At 70.8% G+C, this 24,724-nt stretch carries 15 protein-coding genes and 2 pseudogenes; 13 read left to right on the plus strand and 4 right to left on the minus strand.

Features of this window, described 5'->3' with window-relative positions; translation table 11 throughout:
* Window positions 1–189: 189 nt before the first annotated feature.
* The 7 genes and pseudogenes from DDP54_RS16335 to DDP54_RS16365 all read left to right on the plus strand — a co-directional run bounded on the left by DDP54_RS16335 (window position 190) and on the right by DDP54_RS16365 (window position 13,766).
* Window positions 190–4,065: a glycoside hydrolase family 2 TIM barrel-domain containing protein gene (locus DDP54_RS16335; RefSeq protein ID WP_347338543.1), complete on the plus strand. Its 3,876-nt coding sequence runs from the start codon at window positions 190–192 to the stop codon at window positions 4,063–4,065.
* Between the two features lie 559 nt (window positions 4,066–4,624).
* The gene (locus tag DDP54_RS16340) at window positions 4,625–6,778 is read left to right on the plus strand and encodes a DEAD/DEAH box helicase (protein WP_109133050.1); all 2,154 of its coding nucleotides are present in this window, start codon (window positions 4,625–4,627) and stop codon (window positions 6,776–6,778) included.
* Window positions 6,779–6,926: 148 nt separating this feature from the next.
* Window positions 6,927–7,361: a VOC family protein gene (locus DDP54_RS16345; RefSeq protein ID WP_109133152.1), complete on the plus strand. Its 435-nt coding sequence runs from the start codon at window positions 6,927–6,929 to the stop codon at window positions 7,359–7,361.
* A gap of 5 nt (window positions 7,362–7,366) precedes the next feature.
* Window positions 7,367–8,007 (plus strand): annotated as a pseudogene (locus tag DDP54_RS16350) (helix-turn-helix domain-containing protein).
* A gap of 108 nt (window positions 8,008–8,115) precedes the next feature.
* Window positions 8,116–9,057: a polysaccharide deacetylase family protein gene (locus DDP54_RS16355; protein ID WP_109133051.1), complete on the plus strand. Its 942-nt coding sequence runs from the start codon at window positions 8,116–8,118 to the stop codon at window positions 9,055–9,057.
* A 479-nt stretch (window positions 9,058–9,536) separates the two neighbouring features.
* Window positions 9,537–10,034: a DUF6326 family protein gene (locus tag DDP54_RS16360; protein WP_197711471.1), complete on the plus strand. Its 498-nt coding sequence runs from the start codon at window positions 9,537–9,539 to the stop codon at window positions 10,032–10,034.
* Between the two features lie 267 nt (window positions 10,035–10,301).
* Entirely contained in the window at window positions 10,302–13,766 is a 3,465-nt protein-coding gene (locus DDP54_RS16365; RefSeq protein ID WP_158274561.1) for an HYR domain-containing protein, read from the plus strand.
* Between the two features lie 109 nt (window positions 13,767–13,875).
* Here DDP54_RS16365 and DDP54_RS16370 read toward each other — a convergent pair whose 3' ends face one another.
* The 3 genes from DDP54_RS16370 to DDP54_RS16380 all read right to left on the minus strand — a co-directional run bounded on the left by DDP54_RS16370 (window position 13,876) and on the right by DDP54_RS16380 (window position 15,427).
* Window positions 13,876–14,643, minus strand: coding sequence for a methyltransferase domain-containing protein (locus DDP54_RS16370; RefSeq protein WP_109133053.1), 768 nt, complete (start codon window positions 14,641–14,643; stop codon window positions 13,876–13,878).
* Between the two features lie 169 nt (window positions 14,644–14,812).
* A complete protein-coding gene (locus tag DDP54_RS16375) occupies window positions 14,813–15,028 on the minus strand; it encodes a hypothetical protein (RefSeq protein WP_109133054.1) in 216 nt (71 codons plus the stop codon).
* 3 nt (window positions 15,029–15,031) lie between these two features.
* Window positions 15,032–15,427 (minus strand): VOC family protein, encoded by a 396-nt coding sequence (locus DDP54_RS16380; protein WP_109133055.1) that lies wholly within the window; start codon window positions 15,425–15,427, stop codon window positions 15,032–15,034.
* A 189-nt stretch (window positions 15,428–15,616) separates the two neighbouring features.
* On the opposite strand from DDP54_RS16380, the pseudogene DDP54_RS16385 reads away from it, so the two are divergent.
* From DDP54_RS16385 to DDP54_RS16405, 5 genes and pseudogenes are all read left to right on the plus strand, one after another.
* Window positions 15,617–17,904, plus strand: a pseudogene (locus tag DDP54_RS16385) (glycoside hydrolase family 3 N-terminal domain-containing protein).
* A gap of 174 nt (window positions 17,905–18,078) precedes the next feature.
* Window positions 18,079–19,671, plus strand: a complete 1,593-nt coding sequence (locus DDP54_RS16390; protein WP_109133056.1) for a GGDEF domain-containing protein — start codon at window positions 18,079–18,081, stop codon at window positions 19,669–19,671.
* A gap of 79 nt (window positions 19,672–19,750) precedes the next feature.
* Window positions 19,751–20,167, plus strand: a complete 417-nt coding sequence (locus DDP54_RS16395) for a VOC family protein (protein ID WP_109133057.1) — start codon at window positions 19,751–19,753, stop codon at window positions 20,165–20,167.
* Window positions 20,168–20,180: 13 nt separating this feature from the next.
* Window positions 20,181–20,912 (plus strand): glutamine amidotransferase, encoded by a 732-nt coding sequence (locus DDP54_RS16400; RefSeq protein WP_109133058.1) that lies wholly within the window; start codon window positions 20,181–20,183, stop codon window positions 20,910–20,912.
* 71 nt (window positions 20,913–20,983) lie between these two features.
* The gene (locus DDP54_RS16405; RefSeq protein ID WP_109133059.1) at window positions 20,984–22,354 is read left to right on the plus strand and encodes a sensor domain-containing diguanylate cyclase; all 1,371 of its coding nucleotides are present in this window, start codon (window positions 20,984–20,986) and stop codon (window positions 22,352–22,354) included.
* A 52-nt stretch (window positions 22,355–22,406) separates the two neighbouring features.
* Here the strand turns inward: DDP54_RS16405 and DDP54_RS16410 are convergent, their stop codons facing one another.
* Window positions 22,407–23,261: an SDR family oxidoreductase gene (locus DDP54_RS16410; protein ID WP_109133060.1), complete on the minus strand. Its 855-nt coding sequence runs from the start codon at window positions 23,259–23,261 to the stop codon at window positions 22,407–22,409.
* 111 nt (window positions 23,262–23,372) lie between these two features.
* Between DDP54_RS16410 and DDP54_RS16415 the strand changes: the two genes are divergently transcribed.
* Window positions 23,373–24,692 carry a SulP family inorganic anion transporter gene (locus tag DDP54_RS16415; protein WP_109133061.1) on the plus strand — a complete coding sequence of 440 codons (1,320 nt, stop codon included), beginning with the start codon at window positions 23,373–23,375 and terminating at the stop codon, window positions 24,690–24,692.
* The last annotated feature ends 32 nt before the right edge of the window (window positions 24,693–24,724 follow it).

Raw genomic sequence — 24,724 nt, forward strand, 5'->3', positions numbered from 1 at the left:
CAACGTCTCGACCTCGGTGCGTTCAGCGGGTCGCACGCGTCCCTTAGGGTGACCTCGGCGTCTGAGCCCGCACGACGCTGCTCGCTTCGCCGGGAACGTCCCACGTCAGCGGTGCCAACCCCCTGCGAGGCGCGCATGTCCAGCTGGCTCCTTCGGCGCGAGGAGTCTCCCCGGGCTGCACGACGACGCGTGCTCGCCTTGGTCGCCGCGGTAGCCCTCGTGGGCAGCGCCGCGGCCGCGATCGGCCACACGGTCCGGGCTGCGGACGACTACCCGGAGTGGAACAACAGCCCTGAGGTCTTCGCTGTCGGGTCCGAGCCCGCGCACGCGACGCTGATGCCCTACGACACGGTTCGTCGGGCTCTCGCGGCCGACCGCACGGACTCGCCCTACCGGCAGAGCCTCGACGGTGACTGGAAGTTCCAGTGGTCCGAGAACCCGGCATCGCGACAGGTCGACTTCTTCTCCACCGACGTCGACGACTCCGGCTGGGACACGATCACCGTCCCGTCGAGCTGGCAGACGCAGGGCTACGACGTCCCCATCTACACGAACATCACCTACCCGTTCATGGGCGCGAACGGCGACGACGAGGACCCCGAGTTCCCGTTCGCGCCGACGCGCTACAACCCGGTGGGCCAGTACCGGACGTCGATGACCCTGCCGGAGGCCTGGGACGGGCGGCGGACCTTCCTGCACTTCGACGGCGTCGAGTCGGCCTTCTACGTGTGGGTGAACGGGGTGAAGGTGGGCTACCGGGAGTCCAGCTTCGACGCCTCCGAGTTCGACGTGACCGATCTCCTGGAACCCGGCGTGAACCAGATCGCGGTGGAGGTGTACCGGTGGTCGGACGGCTCCTGGCTCGAGGACCAGGACATGATCCGACTCGCCGGGATCTTCCGCAGCGTCTACCTCTTCTCCACCCCGCAGGTGCACCTGCGGGACTTCCGGATCCAGACGCCGCTCGGTGAGGACTACCGCTCCGCGGCGCTCGAGGTACAGGTGGCCCTGCGCGACTACGCGGGACAGGCCGCGGGCACCTACACCGTCGAGGCGATGCTCTACGACGACGACGAGCCTGTCTGGACACAGCCGCTCGCCATCCCCGTCGGTGTCGAACCGTCCGCCGCGGGGCAGGACCAGACGGGCACCGGCAGCAAGGCCATCGAGCATCCCCTGCTGTGGTCGGCCGAGCAGCCGAACCTGTACACGACGGTGCTCCAGCTCAAGAACCCCCAGGGCCAGGTGATCGAGACGATCTCGACGCGCACCGGGGTGCGGGAGGTCACGATGGACGCGGCCACCCACCTGCTGACGATCAACGGCCAGCCGGTCTCGATCCGCGGGGTCAACCGGCACGAGATGTCTGCCGTCAACGGCCGGGCGCTCACCCGGGCCGAGATGGTCGAGGACATCTCGATCATGAAGCGCAACAACATCAACGCCGTCCGCACCTCGCACTACCCGAACGACCCGCAGTGGTACGAGCTCGCCGACGAGTACGGCATCTACGTCGTGGACGAGACGAACCTCGAGACGCACGGCGCGTCGACCCAGATCCCGGTGGACCGGCCCGAGCTCACCCAGGCCGTCCTCGCTCGCATCCAGGACATGGTGCACCGGGACAAGAACCACGCGAGCGTCATCATGTGGTCGCTGGGCAACGAGGCCGGCTACGGCACGAACCAGGACGCCATGTACGACTGGGTCACGTCCTACGACCCCCAGCGTCCCGTCCAGTACGAGGGCGGCGGGAGCCCGGCACGGGTGTCCGACGTGATGAGCCAGATGTACACGACGGCCGACGCCATGGAGGCCTACGCCGAGACCAGCGCCGACCCGCGGCCGTTCGTGCTGATCGAGTACTCCCACGCCATGGGCAACAGCAACGGCAACCTCGCGGACTACTGGGACGTCATCCGCGCCCACCCGGACCGCCTCCAGGGCGGGTTCATCTGGGTGTTCGCCGACCAGTCGCTGTGGACCGACGTGCCTGCGACGCGGACCCTGCAGGAGGCCGGGCCCGGGCTGCTCACCGCGACGGTCGACCCGGACGCGATGATCGAGCCGTCCGGCCTGCGTGGCACGGCGACGTTCGGCGTCGAGGCCGTGGTCGGGCTCGCCGGGCCGCTGACCCTTGAGGCCGTGGTCACACCCGAGACGGTGTCGACGTACTCGGACGCGATCGTGGGCACGGGTGACCGTCAGCTCGAGCTCGCGCACGACGACGAGGAGGTCTCGTTCTCCGTCTACTCCACCGACGGGCAGCGGACCATGGTGTCGGCCGCGACGCCCACCGACTGGACGGGGACCGAGCACCGCGTGACCGGCGTGTACGACCCGGCTGCGGGCACGCCGAGCGTCTACCTCGACGGCCAGGCGGCCGAGAGCGCGCTGGTGGCTGGGCCCGTCGGCCCCACCTCGGCACCGTTCATGATCGGCGGCAACGCCGACAATGCCGACCGGGACTTCCTCGGTGACATCGCCGCTGTGCGGCTCTACGACCGGGCGCTCACCGCGACCGAGGTCGCCGACGGCGCTCGCACGGTCCAGGATCCCGCCGTGCGCCTGTGGTTCGACGCGTCGCAGTCCACCATCACGCAGGCCGCAGCCTCGGGCGAGACGTTCCTCGCGCGCGGCGGCGACTGGGGTGACGACCCGAACGACGGCGGCTTCATCGGCAACGGGATCCTCCTCGCCGACCGGACCGAGACGCCCAAGACGGCCGAGGTCAAGCAGGTCTACCAGCCGGTGCAGGTCACGGGCGCCGACGTCGCCCGCGGCACGATCGAGATCACGAACGAGAACCTGTTCACCAACGTGAGCTCCTACGACGTGACGTGGCAGCTCAAGCAGGACGACGAGGTCATCGAGGCCGGCGAGCTCTCCGCGCCCGCCACGGACATCGGACCCGGTGAGAGCAAGGTCGTGACGCTGCCGACGTTCAGCGCCCCGGCCACCCTGCAGGCCGGCAGCGAGTACTGGCTCGACGTGCAGTTCCGCCTGCGCCGGGACGAGCTGTGGGCGGAGAAGGGCTTCGTCCAGGCGAAGGCACAGCTCGAGGTGCCGTTCGGAGCGCCCGACCTCGAGCCCGCTGCCCTGTCCACGGTGCCGTCGCTGACCACGGTCGACGACGACGCCGAGGTCCAGGTGACCGGCGCCGGTTTCACCGTCACCATCGACAAGGAGCAGGGGACGGTCAGCTCGCTCACGCGGAACGGCCAGGAGCTCATCACGTCCGGCCCGCGCCCGAACTACTGGCGAGCCCCGACCGACAACGACATCGGCAACAGCATGCCGACCGTCGCCCGCACGTGGCGCCACGCCGGCCGGGACTGGCGGATCAACGACGTGCAGGTGACCCCCCTGCTCGACAAGGCGGTCCGCGTGACGTTCACCGGGACGGTGCCCACGACGACGCCGTCGCAGGTCACGATGACCTACACCGTCTTCGGCAACGGGCAGGTCCGGGTGGACAGCACCCTGCAGCCGGGCGCGAGCGACCTGCCGTACATCCCGGAGGTCGGGACCGTGCTCACCGTGCCGAGCGAGCTCGAGACGCTCACCTGGTACGGCCGCGGACCGGGCGAGTCGATGCTCGACCGCACGTCGGCCACCGACGTCGGCCTCTACAGCGGGGCAGTGAGCGACCAGGTGACCAGGTACCTCCGGCCGCAGGAGTCCGGCAACAAGACCGACGTGCGCTGGGCGACCCTGACGGACGCGGAGGGCAACGGCCTGCTCGTCTCCTCCGACACCCCGCTCGAGGTGAACGCGTCCCACTACGCGCCGGAGGACCTGTCCCAGGTGATCAGCCGCAACGGGCAGCACTGGTACGACACCCCGCCACGGGCCGAGGTCGTGCTGCGCGTCAACGCCCATCAGATGGGCGTCGGCGGCGACGACAGCTGGGGCGCACCGGTGCACGACGAGTACACGCTGTTCGCCGATCACGCCTACGCCTACAGCTACAACCTCACGCCGTTCACCGCCGGCGAGGACCCGATGATCCTCGCGCGGCAACAGGTCGCCGCTGGCGTCGTCACCGACTCGCCGGTCGACTAGCGGTTGCGTGAGCTCGCGCGCATCGCAGCGATCGGCGTGGCGGGGTGTCCCTCCGCAGCAGCGGGCGTGGAGCGGCGACACCCGTCGGAGCGGGTCGACCGGACGGCGCTCACCCGTCACAGGGACAGGCAGGCGCTCCGGAGCCGCGGTTGTCGTCGAGCATCCGCCCGGCCCGTTCTACACTTCAGACGCGGCAGGACCGTGCGAACGGTATGCCGCTCCGCCAGCCAGCGGCCTGACCGGGACGTCGCACGCGATCGATGTCCCGGAAGACTCGATCGCGGTGTCCGGCGGGAAGCTCCAGGTTCTCCGGCGATCGCGCGGGGCCACGGCCGTGCCCCGCGGTGGTTGACCGAGACGCCCGCACCATCGGCGTGAGCACGGGCCGACGGGCGGCGCGGGCGGGGACGCTGCGCGGTGACGTGGCGCCCGATCTCCGCACCCTGGCGCGGACTGCACGGAGCACGAGGCACGGGGCCGACGCCCGGTCGGTCCCGTGCGAGCACGGTACGTCGCGCTGCGCCGCAGACGCGGTGCGGGTGTGCGAGAAGGAGGAGATGTGGCACGACCTGGCCAACGCCGGTCCGGTGGCACGCGCACTGATCCCGGTGCTCAGCGACGCCGCGCCTCGCGTCCCACCGAGCAGGGGATCATCCCGGTCCTCGCCGAGGTCGCCCGCGAGGTCGACAGCGCTGTGCAGCGACCCCCGACACGCCCGGCGGTGCGCACGAAGTTCCAGGTCGTGGCATTGCTCGTGCGCGAGGAGCGGGCCCGGGTGAAGGCCGACGGCGCTCTGACGGAGCCTGCGCGAACCAAGGAGCTCAAGCGGCTCGACGGGGTGGCGACGCTGCTGGCCAGGACCGCTGCCCGCGACACCTCGTTGCTCGCGCTGCTCGCCGAGGACGCGCGGGTCTCCGACGCGGCGCGCGCCTTCAAGGCGTCCGTGATGCGCGCCGGCGGGCTGGAGCCACCCGAGGAGCCCGCGCACGCCGCGCCGGTCGCACCGGTGCCCGGCACCGAGAACCGGGTGGTGCCCCGGTCCGTCATCTCGCGCCAGCTCGCCAACCCGTTCCTCGCCCCGGACTACGAGGGCGCGGCCGAGCGGATCGCTTCACGGGCCCGTCGGCTGGCCGGCTGGGAGCTGCTCGAACCGCTCTTCAGGTCGTTCGAGAAGGCCGCACCCGGTGCACCCGCCTGCATGCCGCTACCCGAGGCCCGCTCGGTGTCCGTTCCACCCGGCCGGGAGCTGATGCCGCACCAGGCCCAGGTCGTCACGGCCACTGCCCGCGGCCATCGCACGTTCCTGCTCGCCGACGAGCCAGGGCTCGGCAAGACCGCCCAGGCGCTGCTCGCGGCCCAGGTGGCCGGCGCCTACCCGCTGCTGGTCGTGGTGCCCAACGTGGTGAAGACGAACTGGGCGCACGAGGTCGAGATGTGGACGCCGTCGCGCCGTTCCACGGTGGTCCACGGTGACGGTGACCGGGTCGACGCGTTCGCGGACGTCGTGATCGTGAACTACGAGCTCCTGGACCGGCACGTCGGCTGGCTCGGCGACCTCGGCTTCCGCGGCATGGTCGTCGACGAGGCGCACTTCATCAAGAACAAGACGTCCCAGCGCTCCCAGCACGTCCTCGCACTCTCGGAGCGGATCCGCGCCCGCACATCCCGGCCGCTGCTGATGGCGCTCACCGGCACCCCGCTGATCAACGACATCGAGGACTTCCGAGCGATCTGGCAGCTCCTCGGCTGGATCGACGACACCAAGCCGCTCGGCGCGCTGCAGACCGCGCTCGAGGAGACCGGGCTCACCCCGGCCGACCCGGGCTTCTCCGCCGCCGCGCGGGCCAGCGTGATCGACATGGGCATCGTGCGTCGCCGCAAGGCCGACGTCGTCGCCGACATCCCCGCCCGCCGGGTGGCGGACCTGCCGGTCGAGCTCGACGGCGCGGCCGGCCGCTCGATCCGCGCCGCCGAGGCCGCGCTCGCCCGCGAGCTGGTCAGGCGCTACCGGTCCGCCATGGAGGTGCGTACCGGCGGTGGCGGGGCGGTGGTGGACGGGATCGACCACGAGCTCGCTCGCCGGGTGGCGGCGGCGGAGCTCAAGGACTCGAGCTCGCAGACCGGTGGCGAGAACGTGTTCACGATGGTCCGCCGGATCGGCCAGGCCAAGGCCGGGCTGGCCGCCGACTACGCCGCACAGCTCGCCCGCAACGTCGGCAAGGTGGTGTTCTTCGCCAAGCACGTCGACGTGATGGATCTGGCCGAGAAGACCTTCGCCGAACGGGGAATCCGCTACGCCTCGATCCGCGGCGACCAGACGCCCAAGGTGCGCGAGAAGAACATCGCCGCGTTCGTGAACGACCCCGACGTGTCGATCGTGGTGTGCTCCCTCATGGCCGCGGGTGTGGGGCTGAACCTCCAGGTCGCCTCCAACCTGGTGCTGGCCGAGCTGTCCTGGACCGACGCCGAGCAGACCCAGGCCATCGACCGGATCCACCGGATCGGCCAGTCCGAGCCCGTCACCGCGTGGCGGATCATCGCCGCGCAGACCATCGACGCCAAGATCGCGAAGCTGATCGACAGCAAATCGGGGCTGGCCGCCCGCGCGCTGGACGGAGCAGCGGACGAGGACGTCTCCTCGTCCACGGACGTTCAGCTCGAGGCCCTGGTCGGTCTGCTCACCGACGCGCTCGCCGCCGAGGGCGTGGGCTGAGCCACCGGACGACCCAGTCGAGCCGTGCAACCCCGTCGGGCCCTGTCGAGCAGCCGGGCCGGACGGTGCTGTCGAGCTCTTGACGCGACACTTGCTATTTGCAAGTGTGGGTACCGCCACATACCGGGCCCACGAGACGGAGAGCATGATGACTTCGATGTTCGTCAACCTGCCGGTGACCGACCTCGAACGCGCGAAGGCGTTCTACACGGCGATCGGATTCACCATCAACCCGGCCTTCAGCGACCACAACGCGGCCTGCGTCGTCGTCGAGGAGGACCACAGCTACTTCATGATCCTGACGCGCGAGTACTTCCAGACCTTCACCGAGCTGCCGATCGGCGACCCCGCAGTGAACCCGTCGGCGTCGACGGCGATCTTCCTCGACAGCCGCGAGGCCGTCGACAAGGCTGTCGCCGACGGCCTCGCAGCGGGCGGCTCGGAGCCGCAACCCGCCACCGACTACGGCTTCATGTACCAGCGCCAGCTCACCGACCCCGACGGCAACGCCCTCGAGTTCGGCTGGATGGACCCGGTCGCCGCCGCGCAGGGCCCCGAGGCCTACATGAACCAGCAGGCCTGAGGTCGATGGCCGCACGCGAGTACGGGCAGTACTGCGGCGTCACGCGAGCCCTCGAGCTCGTGGGCGAGCGCTGGGCACTGCTCATCGTTCGCGACCTGCTCGTCGGGCCGCGCCGCTACGGCGAGCTCGCCGCGGGGCTCCCCCGCATCCCGAGCAACATCCTGGCGGCGCGGCTCAAGGAGCTGCAGGCAGCCGGCATCATCCGCCGGGTACCGCACTCGCGCGTCATCGTCTACGAGCTGACGCCCTACGGCCGCGAGCTCGAGCCCGTCGTGCTCGCGTTCGGCGCCTGGGGCTTCAAGGCGATGGGCGAGCCGCGGGAGGAGCAGATCATCACCCCCGACTCGATGACCATGGCCCTGCGCACTGCCTTCCGGCCGCAGGTGGCGGCGAACCTGCCCGCGACCGCCTACGCGGCGCGCTTCGGTCCCGCCGAGCTGCTCATCCGGGTGGCCGGCCCCACCCTGGACGTGACGCGCGGGATGGACCGGTCGACCTCGCCTTTGCCGCGGGTCCGGGCATCCGCCGGGTCATCTCCGGCGAGCTCGCCCCGGATCGCGCGATCGCAACCGGCGTGGTGGAGGTGCTGCGCGGGCGCGGCGACCTCCTCGACCGCTTCGCGAGCACGTTCCACCTGGCCGCCTGAGCCGAGCCACGAACGCGCGCGGCGACTCGCGACGCGGTTCTGACCGCCGCTTGGTCGCTGGGAACGACGTCCCTGTACGGGCAGTAGCGAGCGGCGCAGGATGAAGACATGAGGCGTCGTCGGGCGTCGGTCGTCGTCGTGCTGGCCTTCCTGCTGCTCGCGGCGGGCTGTGGCGGCCCTGACGAGGCTCCGCGCCCCACGACTGCCTCCCCGACCTCGACCGTGGCACCGTCGCCACGTCCGTCGGCCTCCGACGACGAACCTGCTTCGCCACCGGCCGCAGCGACCACACCGGCCGCCACCAGAACCGCCGCGCCACCCTCGACGGCTCAGCCCTCTGTCCCCGCCCCCGCCCCACCGGCGCCCGCGCCGGCCCCAGCAACCCCGTCTCCCCCCGCACCCGACACTCACGTCCCGACGGCTCTCCTCGGGACCGACTGGGAACGCCTGCCGACCACAGACCGCGTCGTCGCGCTGACGTTCGACAGCGGATCGAGCGACTCAGCGGTGGCGAGCATCCTGTCGACCCTGGCGACCGAGCACGTCTCTGCGACCTTCTTCGTGACCGGCGACTTCGCCCGGCGCTACCCCGGCCAGGTCGCCGCGATCGCGTCGGCCGGTCACCGCGTGGGGAACCACAGCGACAGCCACGAGCACTACCCGGCCCTCACGGATGCGCAGATCTCTGACGACCTCGGACACGCCGAGGCGGCGATCGTCGCTGCCGGCGCGACTGCGGCGCCGTGGTTCCGGTTCCCGTACGGCGACCGCACGTCCGGGGACATCCGGGCGGTCAACGCCGCGGGCTACGTCCCGGTGCCATGGACGGTGGACACCCTCGGCTGGAAGGGCACCAGCGGCGGTCAGACGAAAGCAACCGTGGTGCAGCGCACCCTGGGCGCCGCCCAGCCGGGTGAGATCGTCCTGATGCACGTCGGCGCGAACCCGGACGACGGGACGATCCTGGACGCCCATGCCCTTCCGGAAGTCATCGCGCGCCTGCGGGCCGCGGGGTACAGCTTCGTCACCGTGGACCGGTTGCGCGGCTGAGTCGGCGCGACGGCTGCGGCCCGCGTTGCCCGTCAAGCTCACTCGCGAACCTCGACGCTGTGCCGGACTGGCGACGCGGCGTTGCGTTGGACGTGGGGCATTCGTGCCACGCGCGAAAGGGCCGTGACCGGAGGACCGCCCGGACGCGAAGAAGCAATCCCCGCCAGGCTCACCGGAGGCCGTCCAGACGAACCATCGAAAGCGCGGTCAGTAGTGCCCCGTCACCAGCAGGTCGGGCTGATGGCCGGAGCTCGGGATCCGCGCTGACGCTGCGCACGACGGGGTGGTCTCTCCCCCGAGTGGTGACGCCGACGCACACAATTGTCGCCGGGTTGCCGCACGCCAGGGACGACCGGGACCTATGACCCTTCGCACAGTCCTCGCGCCAGCGGGACGATTCAGGTGCCGCCCTCGGGGCGTGACGCGATGGGCGGGTAGGAGAACAAGCGAAGCGGTTTCCCACCGAAGGAAGCGCCGAGATGAACCCTCAGAACTATGCCGCCCGCAGTGCCCGACCAGAAGAGCAGACCTCCGGGACGACGACGACCAGGCGGTACCGAGACGTCCCCGTCGATGTCAAGCTCGTTCTTTGTGCGCTGTGGATCGCGATGCTGTTCGTGTTCGCCTACGTCGACATCTTCGGGTTCTATCGCGCTGACGTTCTCAACGCAGCGCTGGACGGCAAGGTGGCGACCACGGGATTCACGATCGACCAGACATTCCTGAGCCTCACCCTGGTCTACATCCTGATCGCCGCTCTGATGGTGGTCCTGTCGCTCGTTCTCCCACCACGCGTCAACCGGATCGTCAACATCGTCGTCAGCCTCGTCTACATCGTCACCATCATCGGGTCGGCCGTCGGCGAGACGTGGATCTACTACTTCCTCGGAAGCATCGTTGAAGTGATGCTCCTCGCCGCCGTCGCCCGGACCGCCTGGACGTGGCCGGCACCTCAGATCGCACCCGCGCTGCCATAGGCAAGCGAGGACAGCCCTCGCTGGGGCGCTTGTTGGTCGCGGAACCGGGGGCACGCACAAGGGCGCGCCTCGGCAGCCTTCGGGTCGACTGAGCTTCCGCCTCGTCCGCACGACCGCTCCCGAGTCCGGCGCCCGTGAGACGTTTCAGACTTCACCCCGTCAGAACGCGGTCGGCACCCGTTCGGCCCATGCCCGCTTTGCCTGGTTCGTGCCACTGTGCGAGCTATGGGGGACCCGAGTCTTCCTGGTCCGATGAGGAGGATTCCCGTGAAGCTCAGCTGGAGAGTCGGCGCCACGATGCTGGCAGTGGCCGCTGTCGTGGCCGTGCCGGTGCCTGCCTTGGCTGACACCGTCGCCGTGACGAACGCGGTCGTCGCTGGAGACGGGTCAAAGAGTGTCCGGACTGACACGGGGGTAGGGGTTACCGTCAGCTACACGCTCACCGCAGAGAACAACCCGGTCGGCGACCTGCAGGGCTGCAATGCGCAGACGAAGCCGGGCGGCGGTGTCACGGTCACGATCCTGCCGGCGGCGAACGTGACGGCCTCCCCGTCGGCCCTGATCTTCACCGACTGCAGCACCGCGCAGTCCGTCACCTTCTCGGCATCGTCACCCGGCGACTACTCGGTCACGTCCTCCGCGACCGGAGGCAAGACCGGTTCGCTCTTCACGACGACGGCCTCGAACTTCACCCTGCACGTCGTCAGTCCAAACCAGCCGCCCACGGTGACCGTCAGCGGCGTCCTGCAGGGCGCCAGCTATGAGCACGGTTCGGTGCCGGCGGCGATGTGCAACGTGACCGATGACCACGACGTGGCGCGCACCTTCGCCGCCACGCTCAGTGCCATCACCGGCACGCTGACGAGCTACGGCCTCGGCGGCCGGACCGCCACCTGCGCCGCCACCGACACGGGCGGACTCACCTCGACGACCGCAGCCTCCTACACGATCGTGGACACCACGAGGCCGATCCTGACGGTGCCGGGTGATCTCACCGCGGAGGCGACGAGCAGCTCGGGCGCTGTGGTGACCTGGAGCGCATCAGCCACCGACGCGGTCGACGGCTCACCCGCCGTTGCGTGCTCCGGAGCCGGTGGGCTCACGTCCGGCGCCACGTTCCCCCTGGGCGCGACCTTGGTGGGGTGCACCGCCACGGACGTCGCGGGCAACCAGGCCACCCAGCAGTTCCAGGTCACAGTCCAGGACACGACCCCACCGCTGTTGACGCTGCCTGCCAGCTCGACGACAGAAGCGACCGGTCCCAGCGGTGCGTCCGTGACGTACTCCGCGTCGGCCACCGACAGTGTCGACGGCGACCTCACCCCGACCTGCACCCCGGCCTCGGCGACCACCTTCGGGATCACCACGACGACTGTCGACTGCACGGCAACCGACGCCCATGCCAACCACGCGCAGGGCCTGTTCAGCGTGACCGTCCAGGACACGACCCCGCCAACCCTCACGCTGCCAACCGTGGCGCCTCGTGAGGCGACCGGCCCCAGCGGGGCGACCGTCACGTACGCGGCGACGGCGTCCGACGTCGTGGACCTCACCGTCCCGGTGACGTGCGACTACCCGACCGGCAGCGTCTTCCAGGTCGGCGACACCACGGTCAGCTGCACAGCCACTGACTCCCACGGCAACACCACCCCGGGCCACTTCACCGTCACGGTCACGGACACGACGGGACCCGTGCTGACGCTGCCCGGCAACATCAGCGAGGAGGCCACCAAGTCCACCGGCAGCGACATCGCCTACAGCGTGCTCGCCAGCGACCTGGTCGACGGCACCGTCGCCACCTCGTGCGACCCTGCCAACGGGACCTTCGCGATCGGCACCACCACGGTGACCTGCACGGCCACCGATGCCCACGCCAACACCACGACGGGCAGCTTCACCGTCACCGTCGTCGACACCACCGCGCCCGTCTTCAGTGCCGGCCCTGGTGACCAGACCCTCGAAGCCGCCGGCGCCGACGGAACCGTCGCCACGTTCGCGTCACCGACGGCCGTCGACCTCGTCGATGGCGATCGCGCGGTCTTGTGCGTGTCGAGCTCTGGACTCGGCTCGGGCAGCACGTTCCCGCTCGGCACCACGACGGTCACCTGCGTCGCCTCCGACACTCGGGGCAACGTCAGTGACCAGACGTTCACCGTGAAGGTCAGTGACACGATCGCTCCGCTGGTCGGCGTTCTGGAGAACCTCACCCCGGAGGCCACCGGCCCGGACGGCGCGGTCGTCAGCTTCACGGCACCGACCGCCACAGACGCCGTCAGCGGCTCCCCCGCGGTCACTTGTGACCCGGCCTCCGGGTCGACCTTCGCCATCGACACCGTGGCCACGATCACCTGCTCGGCCACGGACTCCTCCCGTAACACCGGCAGCTCGACCTTCACCGTCGTCGTGCACGACAGCACCGGTCCGGCGCTGGCCGTCCCGGCCAACATCACCGAGGAAGCCACCAGCCCCGACGGCGCGGCAGCGTCCTGGACCGACGCCAGCGCGACCGACCTGGTCGACGGACCGCTCCCGGCCACCTGCGACCCAGCCTCCGGGAGCGTCTTCCCCCTCGGCAACGCGACCGCGGTCACCTGCACCGCCTACGACGTCCGCCACAACAAGGGCGTCGGCGGCTTCACCGTCACCGTCCTCGACCGCACCGCACCGACCTTGGCTGTCTCCGGTGACAGCGCCCTCGAGGCCACCGCCCCCAGCGGTGCACCGGCCACCTTCACCGCGACCGCTACCGACCTCGTCGACGGCGTCGTCACCCCGACCTGCACGGCAGGTGGTGACCCGGTCGCCAGCGGCGCCACCTTCCCCCTCGGGACCACCACGGTCACGTGCTCGGCGACCGACTCTCACGGCAACAACGCGCCGTCCCAGTCGTTCACGATCACCGTGCAGGACACGACGCGGCCATCCGTCACTGTGCCAGCCACCATGACGCTGGAAGCCACCAGCGCCAACGGGGCTCCGGGCACCTTCGCCTCGAGCGCCACCGATCTCGTCGACGGCACACTCACCCCCACCTGCACGCCGGCCAGCGGCGCCACCTTCCCGCTCGGGGCCACCACGGTGACCTGCAGCGCCACCGACGCCCACGCCAACACGGCCACCGGCAGCTTCGCCGTCACCGTCGTCGACACCACAGCGCCCGTGGTCAGCGTGCCGGCGAACGTCGCCACGTTCGCGACGTCGGCGGCCGGAGCAGTGGTCACGTTCGCCGCGCCGACCGCCTCCGACGCCGTCGGAGGCAACAGCCTGGCTGTCTGCACCCCACCGTCGGGCAGTCTGTTCAAGCCGGGCGACACAGTGGTGTCCTGCACGGCGACCGACGCGGCCGGCAACTCCGCCTCGCGGACCTTCAAGGTCATCGTGCGCTTCGACTGGACGGGCTTCTTCGCCCCTGTGGACAACGCGATCCTCAACGGGATGAAGGCTGGCTCGACGGCACCGATCAAGTGGCAGGTCTCGAACCAGGGCGGCGGCTACGTCCCGGACCTGACCATCGTGAGCAAGACCACCTCCGGCATCGCGATCTGCGCGACCGGTGCCCTGGTGGATGACCTGGAGGCGTATTCCACCGGCGGTACCCAGCTGCGCTACGACTCCACCGCACACCAGTTCATCTACAACTGGCAGTCCCCGAAGAAGCCGGGGACCTGCTACACCATCATCATCGGCCTGACAGATGGGACGTCCCACTCCGCGACCTTCCAGCTGAAGTAGCGAGGGATACCGCTCTCCGTGGGGAGGCCAGCCAGAACGGTCTCCCCACGGAGGGTCCCGCTCGTCCGACGGAACGATCGACGCGCGGGTTCGGCGCGCGAGTCGCGTCTCAAGGAATCTCGACGACCGCGCGCACGGCCCACGCGATCGCGTCGACCACGAACGGACCCGCGGGCAGGATCGCGCGACACCGCGCGCGGACGTCCTCCCGCCGGCCAGGGTCGAGGGCGGCCAGCTGGGCGCCGGCTGGTCCGGCGCCGAGCGTGAACGGCTCCCACCACTCGTCGAACGAGGCGAACGGCACCGTGACATGCAACGCCTGCGCCACGGTTCCCGTGAGACCTGCAGCCTCGTAGACGGCCTCCAGGTCGCCTTCGCGGACACCGACGAGGCCTCGCTCGGTGTCGACGTCGGGCACGACCTCGGCGAACCCCCGGTAGAAGGCCTGCAAGGGGCCGGCGTCTGACGCCTCATCCCAGACGCAGGCCGCGACGACCCCGCCCGGCCGCGTCACCCGTGCCATCTCCCGGACGCCCGCGACGGGGTCGTTCATGAAGTGCACGACCAGCTGGGCGAGCGTCCGGTCGAAGGAGGCGTCGGGGTGCGGCAGGTGCTCAGCCACCGCCGAGGCGACCTGCACGCCCGGGAATCGCTCGGCGAGTGCGGCGACGAAGGGCGCTGACGGATCCACTGCGGCGACCGCACCGGCCCCCAGACGCCTGACGAGCTCGCCGGTCAGCGCTCCGGGCCCGCAGCCCACGTCGAGGGCGCGCTGGCCCGGCCGTACGTCGGCGAAGTCGGCGAGCACGGGGGCGAGCGGGCGGGAGAACCGGCCCATGAACCGGTCGTAGGACTCGGCAGCGACGTCGAAGCTCATCGCTCAGCCGTTGATCACCGAGACGATCATTTTCGGCCCCTTGTCGTCGTCGCGGTCGGCACCCAGCTGCCCGGCTGGTGATCTCCTGACGCTACCCGGGGGCACCGGGCATCGACAGATCCCGAGGATCGGTGCCCGAGAAGCCCGACGCCGACCGGCCCGACGCCGACTACAGGAAGGTGCCCTGCTGCGACGTGAGGTCGTGACCGGCGCTGCGGCCGCGCTCGATGTCTCGGGAGATCTGCGCCAGCGCCTCGGCACGAGCGGTATCCTCACCGCTCGAGTCGGGACGTGGGCGGTCCGCCCTGCGCCGCACTGAGCGAAGCGCGAGCCCCGCCACGGCGAGCACAAGGGTGGCGACGACGATCCACGCCAGCGGAGTCATGGGCTATGCCGCCGAGGTGTCGGGCTGGTGGATGCCGAACGTGTTGCCCTCGGTGTCGAGGTAGTAGCCCTGCCACGCCATGCCGGTCAGCGCCATCTTCGGCATCGCGACCTGGCCGCCCGCCGCGAGGATGCGCCGCTCCGTCTCGTCGTAGTCGCCGACGCCCATCGTGCAGACGAACGCGTTGGTGCCCTGGCCCGCTCCCGGTGCGGGCGCGGGCCGCTGGAGCAGTCCGCCGTTGATGCCGGGCTCGTCCTCCGGGCCAGTCGTGATGCCCCAGTAGGCCGAGCCGGCCATCTGGCCGTAGTCCTCGAACGACCAGTCGAACACCGCCGCGTAGAACGACTTGGCGCGCTCCACGTCGTCGGCCTGGATCTCGAAGTGCACGACACGGGACATGGTGATCTCCTTCGCTGGAAGACCTCACCGAGTCTGGCACGGACGTGCTCCCGCGACCGGGTGATGCTGCCGCCGGGGGCCAGATGACGGCAGTCTCACGTTGTAGAGTTTCGCGCCGGACCTGCTCGGATCGATTCGATCCACGCCCCGCGGCGGTCGACGCGCCGCGCCTCCTGATCGGACTATCCCATGACCTCACTGCTCCCCTACTGGGACCCCGCCCTTGCGGTAGCGGACCGCGTCGCCGATCTCGTCGGGCGCATGACGCTCGAGGAGAAGGTCGGGCAGATGCTGCAGCTCAACTCCCAGGACGGGGTCGAGCACCTGGTGATGGACCTGCACGTCGGCTCGATCCTGCACACGTCCTGCGAGCGCGTCCGCCAGGGCCACGAGCTGACCGCGCGAACCCGCCTGCAGATCCCGCTGCTCGTCGCGGACGACTGCATCCACGGCCACTCGTTCTGGGAGGGTGCGACGATCTTCCCCACCCAGCTCGGCATGGCGGCGACGTGGGATGCGGGCCTGCTGCAGCAGGTGGCTCGTGCGACGGCGGTCGAGGTGGCCGCGACGGGCCTCCACTGGACGTTCTCGCCCGTGCTGTGCATCACGCGTGACCTGCGCTGGGGGCGGGTGAGCGAGACGTTCGGCGAGGACCCGTTCCTGATCGGGGAGCTCGCCTCGGCGATGGTCCGCGGGTACCAGGGGGGCGGACTCGACGACCCGACGGCGATCCTCGCGACCGCCAAGCACTTCGCCGGGTACTCCGAGACGCAGGGCGGGCGCGACGCCAGCGAGGCGGACCTCTCCCGGCGCAAGCTGCGCTCCTGGTTCCTGCCGCCGTTCGAGCGGGTCGCGAGGGAGGGCTGCCGGACGTTCATGCTCGGGTACCAGTCGATGGACGGGGTACCGATCACGGTCAACGACTGGCTGCTGAACGACGTCCTGCGTGGCGAGTGGGGCTACACCGGCACGCTCGTGACCGACTGGGACAACGTGGGTCGCATGGTCTGGGAGCAGCACACCCAGCCCGACTACGCGCACGCCGCCGCGGCGGCGGTCCGAGCGGGCAACGACATGATCATGACGACACCCCGCTTCTTCGAGGGCGCGCTCGAGGCAGTGCGCCTGGGCATGCTCGACGAGGCGCTCATCGATGCGGCGGTCGGGCGGATCCTGACCCTGAAGCTCGAGCTCGGCCTCTTCGAGAACCCGCGCCACCCCGACGCCGCCCGCCAGGCCGCCGTCATCGGCTGCCGGCAGCACGCCGACCTCAACCTCGAGGTCGCGCGTCGCTCGCTCGTGCTCCTGACGAACGACGGAACGCTCCCCTCGGCCGCGACCTCGTGGCCGACGCCGACGGACGGGCGAGCGGTGGCGACGGCGCCGCCCGCACGATCGCCGTCGTCGGCCCCAACGCCGACGACCCGGACACCCAGCTCGGGGACTGGGCGGGCAACAGCGGCCAGGTGGGCTGGCTGCCCGACGGCCAGCCGCGCGCGATGACCCAGACCGTCCTCGACGGGTTCCGCGCCCACGCCCCCACCGGCTGGACGGTCACGCACGCCCGCGGCGCCGACATCGTCACGAGCGGCACCCACCCTGACGGCGAGTTCTTCCCCGACGGGCAGCCGCGACCCCCGTTCGCTCTCCCCGCCGCGGTGGACGACGCCCTGATCGCCGACGCCGTGGCCGCCGCGCAGGCGGCCGACTGGGTCGTCGCCGTCGTGGGTGACCGCATCGAGCTCGTCGGCGAGGGCAGGTCCACCGCGACCCTCGACCTCCTCGGCGGTCAGGTCGCCCTGCTCGACGCCCTCGCGGCGACCGGCACACCGATGGTGGTCGTCGTCATCGCCTCCAAGCCGCTCGTCCTCCCGCCGTCGGCCCGCGGCGCGGCCGCGATCGTGTGGGCAGCCAACCCGGGCATGCGCGGCGGACGGGCGCTCGCCGAGCTGGTCCTCGGGTTGATCGAGCCGTCCGGTCGGCTGCCCGTGTCGTTCGCGGAGCATGTCGGCCAGCTGCCGGTCTACTACAACCAGGTCGCGGGCCAGCACGGGAGCCGGTACGCCGACCTCACCCAGCGTGCGCCGTTCGCCTTCGGCGAGGGGCTCAGCTACACGAGCGTCGAGTACGCCGACCTGCGGGTCACGAACCCGGCGGTCGGCCCCGACGACACCGTGCACGCCCAGGTCACGGTGCACAACACCGGCACGCGCCCCACGCGCGAGACCGTCCAGGTCTACGTCCACGACACGGTCACCTCGGTCACCTGGGCCGAGAAGGAGCTCAAGGCCTACCGCCACGTCGACCTCGCCCCCGGCCAGCGACGCACGGTCGACCTCGAGCTCCCCGTCGCCGACTGCAGCCTCGTCGATGCCGACGGTCGGCGCGTCGTCGAGCCTGGCCGGTTCGAGCTTCTCGTCGGACCGTCCTCCCGCGACGAGGTGTTGCTGCGCGCCCCGTTCGACGTGCTGGGCTGACCTCGAACTGGCACCATTCTGGCGGTGCGTGCGATGGCCGTACGCGCTCAATGTGGCGCCGTCGCGCGTCGATAGAACGACGACGGCCTCGACGCCGGCGCGGTCCGGCAGCTCCGCCTCCGTGCCACGCAGGCCATCGACACAGCGGACCCAGCGATAGGGAGGGGCAACGGCATGGGCAGCGCACCGGTCCAGGTGAGCACCTGCCGCGCGCTCGCCAGCCTCTCGGAGTTCGGCCCGTTCGACCTCTTGTCGGACATCGCCCACCGGTACTACGTCGACGGATTCTCGGAGCAGGCGATCTCGGCGTGCGAACGGTGGCTGCCGTTGACGGTGGCGGCCGGCGACGTGATCACGACTCGATACCTCCTCTACATCGAAGCCATCGCGCTCGAGGATCGCGGGCTCAACGACGAGGCGATCTCCGTGGCCCGGGCTCTCCTCACCAACCTCGGTGACGACCTGGAGCCGATGTGGCGGGCCAAGGCCTTGTCGGTCGTCGCCGAGTCGAGCACCAGGCTGGGCCGGCACGGTGATGCGATCGCCGCCCTCGCTGAGGCCGACTGGCTGCTGCAAGCGATCCCGACGGACACCTACGGGCATCTCTCCGCGAGCATGGCGGTCGCGCTCGCCCTGCGGTCGCTCAGCCTCCTGGAGCAGGCGGATGCGGCGCTCTCACACATCCGAGGCGGCCAGGACGCCGCGGCCGACATCTACGTGATGCAGGAGCTGGCACTGCTGAGCACCTACTGGGGTGCCGCACTCCTGCTGATCGGCTACGACCGCGAGGCCGCCGGGCACTTCGTGGTCGGCGCGTCCCGGGCGCGTGCGATGGTGCGGCTCGCCGCCGCTGAGGGCGACAGTCAGATGGTCGCGCGCGGCGAGGTGATCGAGGCCTACACGGCCATGCACCTCGGAGAGCTCGCGTTGGCTGCCGCCCGCGTGCGAGCCGCGGCCCAGCAGTTCGTGGCCCGTCCGGAGCTCGTGGAGACGCTCCTCATGCAGCTGGTGCTCGCCCAGGAGGCCACCACGGCCGGGAGCTTCACCGACGCGCAGGAGCGCCTGACGTCGCTGATCTCCCACACCGAGATCGCCTCACGCGAGGTGTGGTCCGCCACGGCGCGGGCTTCGCTCGCCGAGGTGTTCGAGGCTCAGCTCGGCCCGCACCCGGGCCTGGACGAGTGGCGGACCGTCGCACGCAACGCGCTCATCCGGGTGTGGTCGGAACGTGAGACGCGGTTCGCCGCCCTGCGCGACCACGACCACCTGCGTGAGCTCGCCGCCGAGACCGACCGTGTCGGCCAGGCCGCGATGCAGGACCCACTGACCGGGTTGGGCAACCGTCGCGTCCTCGACGACTTCGTCGACCAGACCCCCGGGCGCGCCTGGGCCGTGTTCGTCGACGTCGACGACTTCAAGCACATCAACGACACCTACTCCCATGCCGCCGGCGATCGCGTGCTCATCGCCCTCGCCGACATCCTGCGAGCGCAGTCCCGCGACGCCGACCTCCTCGTCCGCTATGGCGGAGACGAGTTCCTCATCCTTCCCGCGGGCGGGGAGGATGCCGCCGTCGCGGTCGCGCACCGCGTGCACGAGGCGGTCGCCGCAGGGCCCTGGAGCTCTATCGCCGACGGGCTGGGCGTCACCGTCTCGATCGGCGTGGGCCAGGCCGTCGACTCCTCACCCGACCCGCTCACGGCCGCCGACGTCGCGCTCCTGTCCGCGAAGCGCAACGGCCGCAACCGCATCGTCATCGCCCGGTGACCGGCTTGACGCCCATCCCCTGCTGACGGCAGTGTGACGTGGACCACCCGCGCGCAGTGATGTCCGAGGAGGCAGTGCCATGGCGACACGTCTGAACCCCTACCTCACCTTCCGGGACACGGCGAGGCAGGCGATGGAGTTCTACCAGTCGGTGTTCGGCGGCGAGCTCACGGTCAGCACCTTCGCGGAGTTCCACGCGAGCGAGGACCCCGCCGAGCAGGACAAGGTCATGCACTCGCAGCTGACGACCGACAACGGTCTGGTGCTCATGGGCGCCGACACCCCGAACACCATGGACTACACCGTCGGCTCCAACTACTCGGTCTCGCTGAGCGGGGAGGACGACGCCGAGCTGCGCGGGTACTGGGACAAGCTCACCGTCGGCGCGACGATCGGCGAGCCGCTGACGACGGCACCCTGGGGCGACGCCTTCGGCATGTTCACCGACAAGTTCGGCGTGAGCTGGCTCGTCAACATCTCCGGTTCGCAGCCGTAGGCCGCCGGCCGAGGTGAAGCCGTTCCTGCTGCTCGCCACGCGCCCGGAGGACGACGTCGCGGACGCCGAGTACGAAGCGTTCGTCCGGTTCGGCGGGCTCGCGGACGGCGAGCTGAGGCGGGTGCGGTTGGAGGCGGCCCCGCTGCCCGACCTCGACCTGGACGACTGGTCCGGGATCGTCGTGGGCGGCAGCCCGTTCACCTCGAGCGACCCCGACCCGGACAAGACCCCCGTGCAGCGACGGGTCGAGGCGGAGCTCGACGCCCTCGTCGCGGAGGTCGTGCGGCGTGATGTGCCGTTCCTGGGCGCCTGCTACGGCGTCGGGACGCTCAGCCGCTACCAGGGCGGCGTCGTCGACGGCACCTACGCCGAGCCCGTCGGCCCGGTCGACGTGAACCTCACCCCGGAGGGCCTCTCCGATCCACTCCTCGAGGGCGTCCCACCGACGTTCACCGCATTCGTGGGGCACAAGGAGGCGTGCCGCACCCTGCCGCCGGGGACGACGCTGCTCGCGTCCTCGGCGGCGTGCCCGGTCCAGATGTTCCGCGTGCGCACCAACGTCTACGCCACGCAGTTCCACCCCGAGCTCGACCTGCCCGGGATCCTTCACCGCGTCGCCGCCTACCGCTACGCCGGCTACTTCGCCCCCGACGAGCTCGACGACGTCGTCGCACGGCTCGGCACCGTTCCCGTCGAGCAGCCGCACCAGATCCTCGCGAACTTCGTGCGCCGGTACGCGCGCTGACGCATCCGGGTCATATCCCTCATGTCGCCCCCGCGTCGGCCGATGCGTGCGGTGAGCGAGGTGACGCACCGATGGAGATGTTCGAAGGCTCGAAGGAGAGCGTCGACAGCCTCACGCCCGCAGACGCTTCCGCGTTCGACGACCTGTACAGCCGCAACCTCCTGAATGCCGCTGAGGAGGTCATCTACTTCAAGGACCTCGAGAGCCGGTTCGTTCGCGTCAGCCTCGGCTGCGCCCAGCTCCATCGCCGCACGCAGGACGAGATGATCGGGCTCACGGACTTCGACCTCTTCGACGTCTCCCACGCGCGCGCGGCCTTCGCGGACGAGCAGGAGATCATCCGGACGGGCGAGGCGGTCGTCAACAAGGAGGAGCGGGAGCGGTGGAGCGGGCGGCCCGACACGTGGGTCGCCAGCAGCAAGTTCCCGTTCCGTGACCCCGACGGCACGATCACCGGGACGTTCGGGATCTCCCGCGACGTGACCCGCCGCGTCCTCGCGGAGCAGGAGAGCGCCCGGCTGGCGCTGGCCACGCAGGCGACCAACAGGCGGCTCAAGGAGGTCGAGGCGCAGCTCCGTTCAGTCCTCGACGGGTCGACGGACACGATCGCGCGCTACGACCTGGCGCTGCGGTACCGGTACATCAACCCGGCCGGTGAGCGGTTGCGCGGCCTGCGGCTCGACCAGCTGCGCCGTCGCACCGACCGCGAGATCGGCATGCAGGAGCACGCGCTCGCCCTGTGGGAGCCGGCTCTGCGGCGCGTCATCGCGACCGGGCGGCCGGAGCAGGTGGAGTTCTGGCTCACGGACGAGAGCAGCGAGGGCCAGCGGTGGCACCACACCACCCTCGCCGCCGACCGGGAGCCCGGAGGCGCCGTCGTGGGTGTGCTCGCGTCGACCCGCGACATCACCGAGCTCAAGCTCGCCGAGCAAGCCCTCGCCCACCAGGCCATGCACGACCACCTCACCGGCCTGGCGAACCGGCACCTGCTCATGAAGACGATCGAGCAGGCCCTCGAACGACTCCACCGCGCCCCACGCCAGCACGTGCTCTTCTTCGTCGACGTGGACAACTTCAAGTCGATCAACGACACCTACGGCCACGACCGGGGCGACAAGGTGCTCGTCCAGCTCGCCGATCGCCTGACCGGCCTCGCCCGCCGCGACGACACGGTGGCGCGGCTCGGTGGCGACGAGTTCGTCGTCCTCTGCGAGGGCGTGTCGAACCTCGCCCATGTCCGCGACATCGGCGACCGCTTCGTCGCAGCGCTCTCTGAGCCCTACCGCGACGGGACGACGACGATCGAGGTGTCGGCGAGCGTCGGCGCCGCCATGACGGACGACCCGGCGTCGAGCCCTTCGGACCTGCTCAGCCGGGCCGACGGAGCGATGTACCTCGCGAAGACGAACGGCCGGAACCAGTTCCACCTCAGGGACGGCTGATCGTCCGTCCCTGAGATGTCACCGTGCCGGTCAGCGGCCGGTCAGCGGCCGCTCAGAGGGCGGCGCGCAGCCCGTCGACGAGCGGCGTCGTGGGCCTGCCGATCAGCCGGGCGAGGTCACCAGTCGTCTCTGCCAGCAGACCGTCCCTCGTGTTGCCCTCGAGCGCGACCACGAACTGCGCGGTCCCCTCGTCCAGGCCCGCGGCGAGCAGCCCTGCGAGCCGCTCGGCGGGCGTGACCGAGCGGTAGACGACGTCACGGCCGATGACCTGGGAGATCGCGGCGGCCAGCTCGGCGAAGTCCCACGCCGTGTCACCTGACAGCTCGTAGACGGCGCCGTCGTGGCCCGTCCCGGTCAGCACCGCGGCCGCGGCGGCGGCATAGTCGGCCCGCGACGCGCTCGCGACCCGCCCCTCGCCGACGCTCGAGAGGACCTCTCCGGTGCTGCGCGCCTGCTCGAGGTCACCGAGGTAGTTCTCGGTGTACCAGCTGTTGCGCAGGAACGTGAAGGGCAGGCCCGAGGCGCGGATCAGCTCCTCGGTGGCCTTGTGCTCCGGCGCGAGGATGAGCGACGTGGTGTCGGCGTGCGGGGCGCTCGTGTACGCCAGGTGCCTGACGCCGGCGGCCTGGGCGGCATCGATCACCTGAGCGTGCTGCGCCACGCGCCGGCCGACCTCGCTCCCCGAGACGAGCAGGACGGACTCGGCACCGCGCAACGCCTCGTCGAGCGACGCGCGGTCTCCGAAGTCGGCGCGGCGCACCTGCACACCGCGTCCGGCCAGGTCAGCCAAAGTCTCTGCACGGCGGCCGACCGCCACGACCTGGTCCGCGGGCACTCCCCGGTCCAGCAGGTTCTCGACGACAAGACGACCCAGGTGGCCGGTGGCTCCGGTGACGACGACAGACACGATGCGTTCCTCTCGGGGGGGGTACGGCGAACGACGCTGCAACGCCGTCGGGCCGTGATTGCTTCCGGGACCGCCGGATGCCGCGCGTCGGGCGCGGCCTACGCTGACGACATGGACCGCGGACGGGTCGAGCGCCTGGTCCCCGCCGTGGGTGTGGCCAGGAGCTACGAACGCTCGTGGCTCCGGCCGGACGTGACCGCGGGCGCCGCTCTCGTCGCCCTCGTGATCCCGGCGGGGATGGCGTACGCCGAGGCGGCCGGGCTCCCGCCCGTCACGGGTCTCTACACCACGATCGTGCCGCTGGTCGCCTACGCCGTCTTCGGTCCGTCGCGGGTCCTGATCCTGGGACCCGACTCCTCGCTCGCACCGATGATCGCGGCGACCATCCTTCCGCTCGCTGTCGCACGTTCCGAGCGCGCGGTCGCGCTCGCCGGGCTGCTCGCGCTGATGATGGGTCTCATCCTGATCGTCGGCCGGGCGCTCGGGCGCTGGGCCGATGTCGTGGCCCTGGTCGGGCCGGCCGCCGGCATCGCCCTGATCGCCTTCGCCGACACGAGCGTGCTGTCCCGAAGCCTCGGCACGCGACACGGCTACGACGTCGACGGCGACCAGGAGATGGGCGCCCTGGGTGTCGCCAACGCCGCCAGCGGGCTGCTCGGCGGTTTCCCCGTGTCCGGGAGCGCCTCGCGAACGCCCGTCGCCGTCCAGGCAGGGGCTCGCACGCAGCTCGTCGGGGTGGTCGCCGCGGGCCTCCTGGTCGTCTTCATGCTCGTGGCGCCCGGTCTCACCGCGTACCTGCCGTCCAGCACGCTCGCCGCGGTCGTCATCGTCTCCGCCGCATCGCTCGTGGACATCAGGACCCTCGTCCGGCTCGCGCGCATGAGCCGCACCGAGACCGCACTCCTCGTCGCAGCCTTCCTCGGGGTCGCCTTCATCGGCGTGCTGCAGGGCGTCGTCGTGGCGATCGGGCTGTCGTTGCTGGCGTTCGTCCGCCAGGCGTGGGATCCGTACCGCACCGAGCTCGTGAGCCTCGACGGCGTGCCCGGGTACCACGACCTGAGCAGGCATCCCGACGGGGAACGTGTTCCGGGCCTCGTGATCGCCCGGTTCGACGCCCCGCTGTTCTTCGCCAACGGGGCAGTCTTCGAAACGTTCGTCCGTGGTCTGGTCGAGGGCGCGCCCGGACCCGTCCGGTGCGTGGTCGTTGCGGCCGAGGCCCTCACCGGGATCGACACGACGGCGCTCGACGACCTCGTCGAGCTGGACGACCATCTCGACCGGCTGGGCATCAGCCTGGTGTTCGCCGAGATGAAGGGCCCGATCAAGGATCGCCTGGTCAGGTTCGGCGTCGGCAGCAGGTTCGGACCCGAGCACTTCTTCCCGACCGTGAACAGCGCCGTCAAGGCGTATCGCAAGACGTACGACCTCTGAACCGGGAGGACCGGGGCGCGGTCTCGGGCGGG

It is taken from the genome of Cellulomonas sp. WB94 (assembly GCF_003115775.1).
Lineage (GTDB): Bacteria > Actinomycetota > Actinomycetes > Actinomycetales > Cellulomonadaceae > Cellulomonas_A.

Coding starts and splice junctions, on each gene's coding strand:
- DDP54_RS16345 (WP_109133152.1), top strand. CDS start 6,927: ATGACTTCGATGTTCGTCAACCTGCCGGTGACCGACCTCGAACGCGCG.
- DDP54_RS16355 (WP_109133051.1), top strand. CDS start 8,116: ATGAGGCGTCGTCGGGCGTCGGTCGTCGTCGTGCTGGCCTTCCTGCTG.
- DDP54_RS16360 (WP_197711471.1), top strand. CDS start 9,537: ATGAACCCTCAGAACTATGCCGCCCGCAGTGCCCGACCAGAAGAGCAG.
- DDP54_RS16370 (WP_109133053.1), bottom strand. CDS start 14,643: ATGAGCTTCGACGTCGCTGCCGAGTCCTACGACCGGTTCATGGGCCGG.
- DDP54_RS16375 (WP_109133054.1), bottom strand. CDS start 15,028: ATGACTCCGCTGGCGTGGATCGTCGTCGCCACCCTTGTGCTCGCCGTG.
- DDP54_RS16380 (WP_109133055.1), bottom strand. CDS start 15,427: ATGTCCCGTGTCGTGCACTTCGAGATCCAGGCCGACGACGTGGAGCGC.
- DDP54_RS16390 (WP_109133056.1), top strand. CDS start 18,079: ATGGGCAGCGCACCGGTCCAGGTGAGCACCTGCCGCGCGCTCGCCAGC.
- DDP54_RS16395 (WP_109133057.1), top strand. CDS start 19,751: ATGGCGACACGTCTGAACCCCTACCTCACCTTCCGGGACACGGCGAGG.
- DDP54_RS16405 (WP_109133059.1), top strand. CDS start 20,984: ATGGAGATGTTCGAAGGCTCGAAGGAGAGCGTCGACAGCCTCACGCCC.
- DDP54_RS16415 (WP_109133061.1), top strand. CDS start 23,373: ATGGACCGCGGACGGGTCGAGCGCCTGGTCCCCGCCGTGGGTGTGGCC.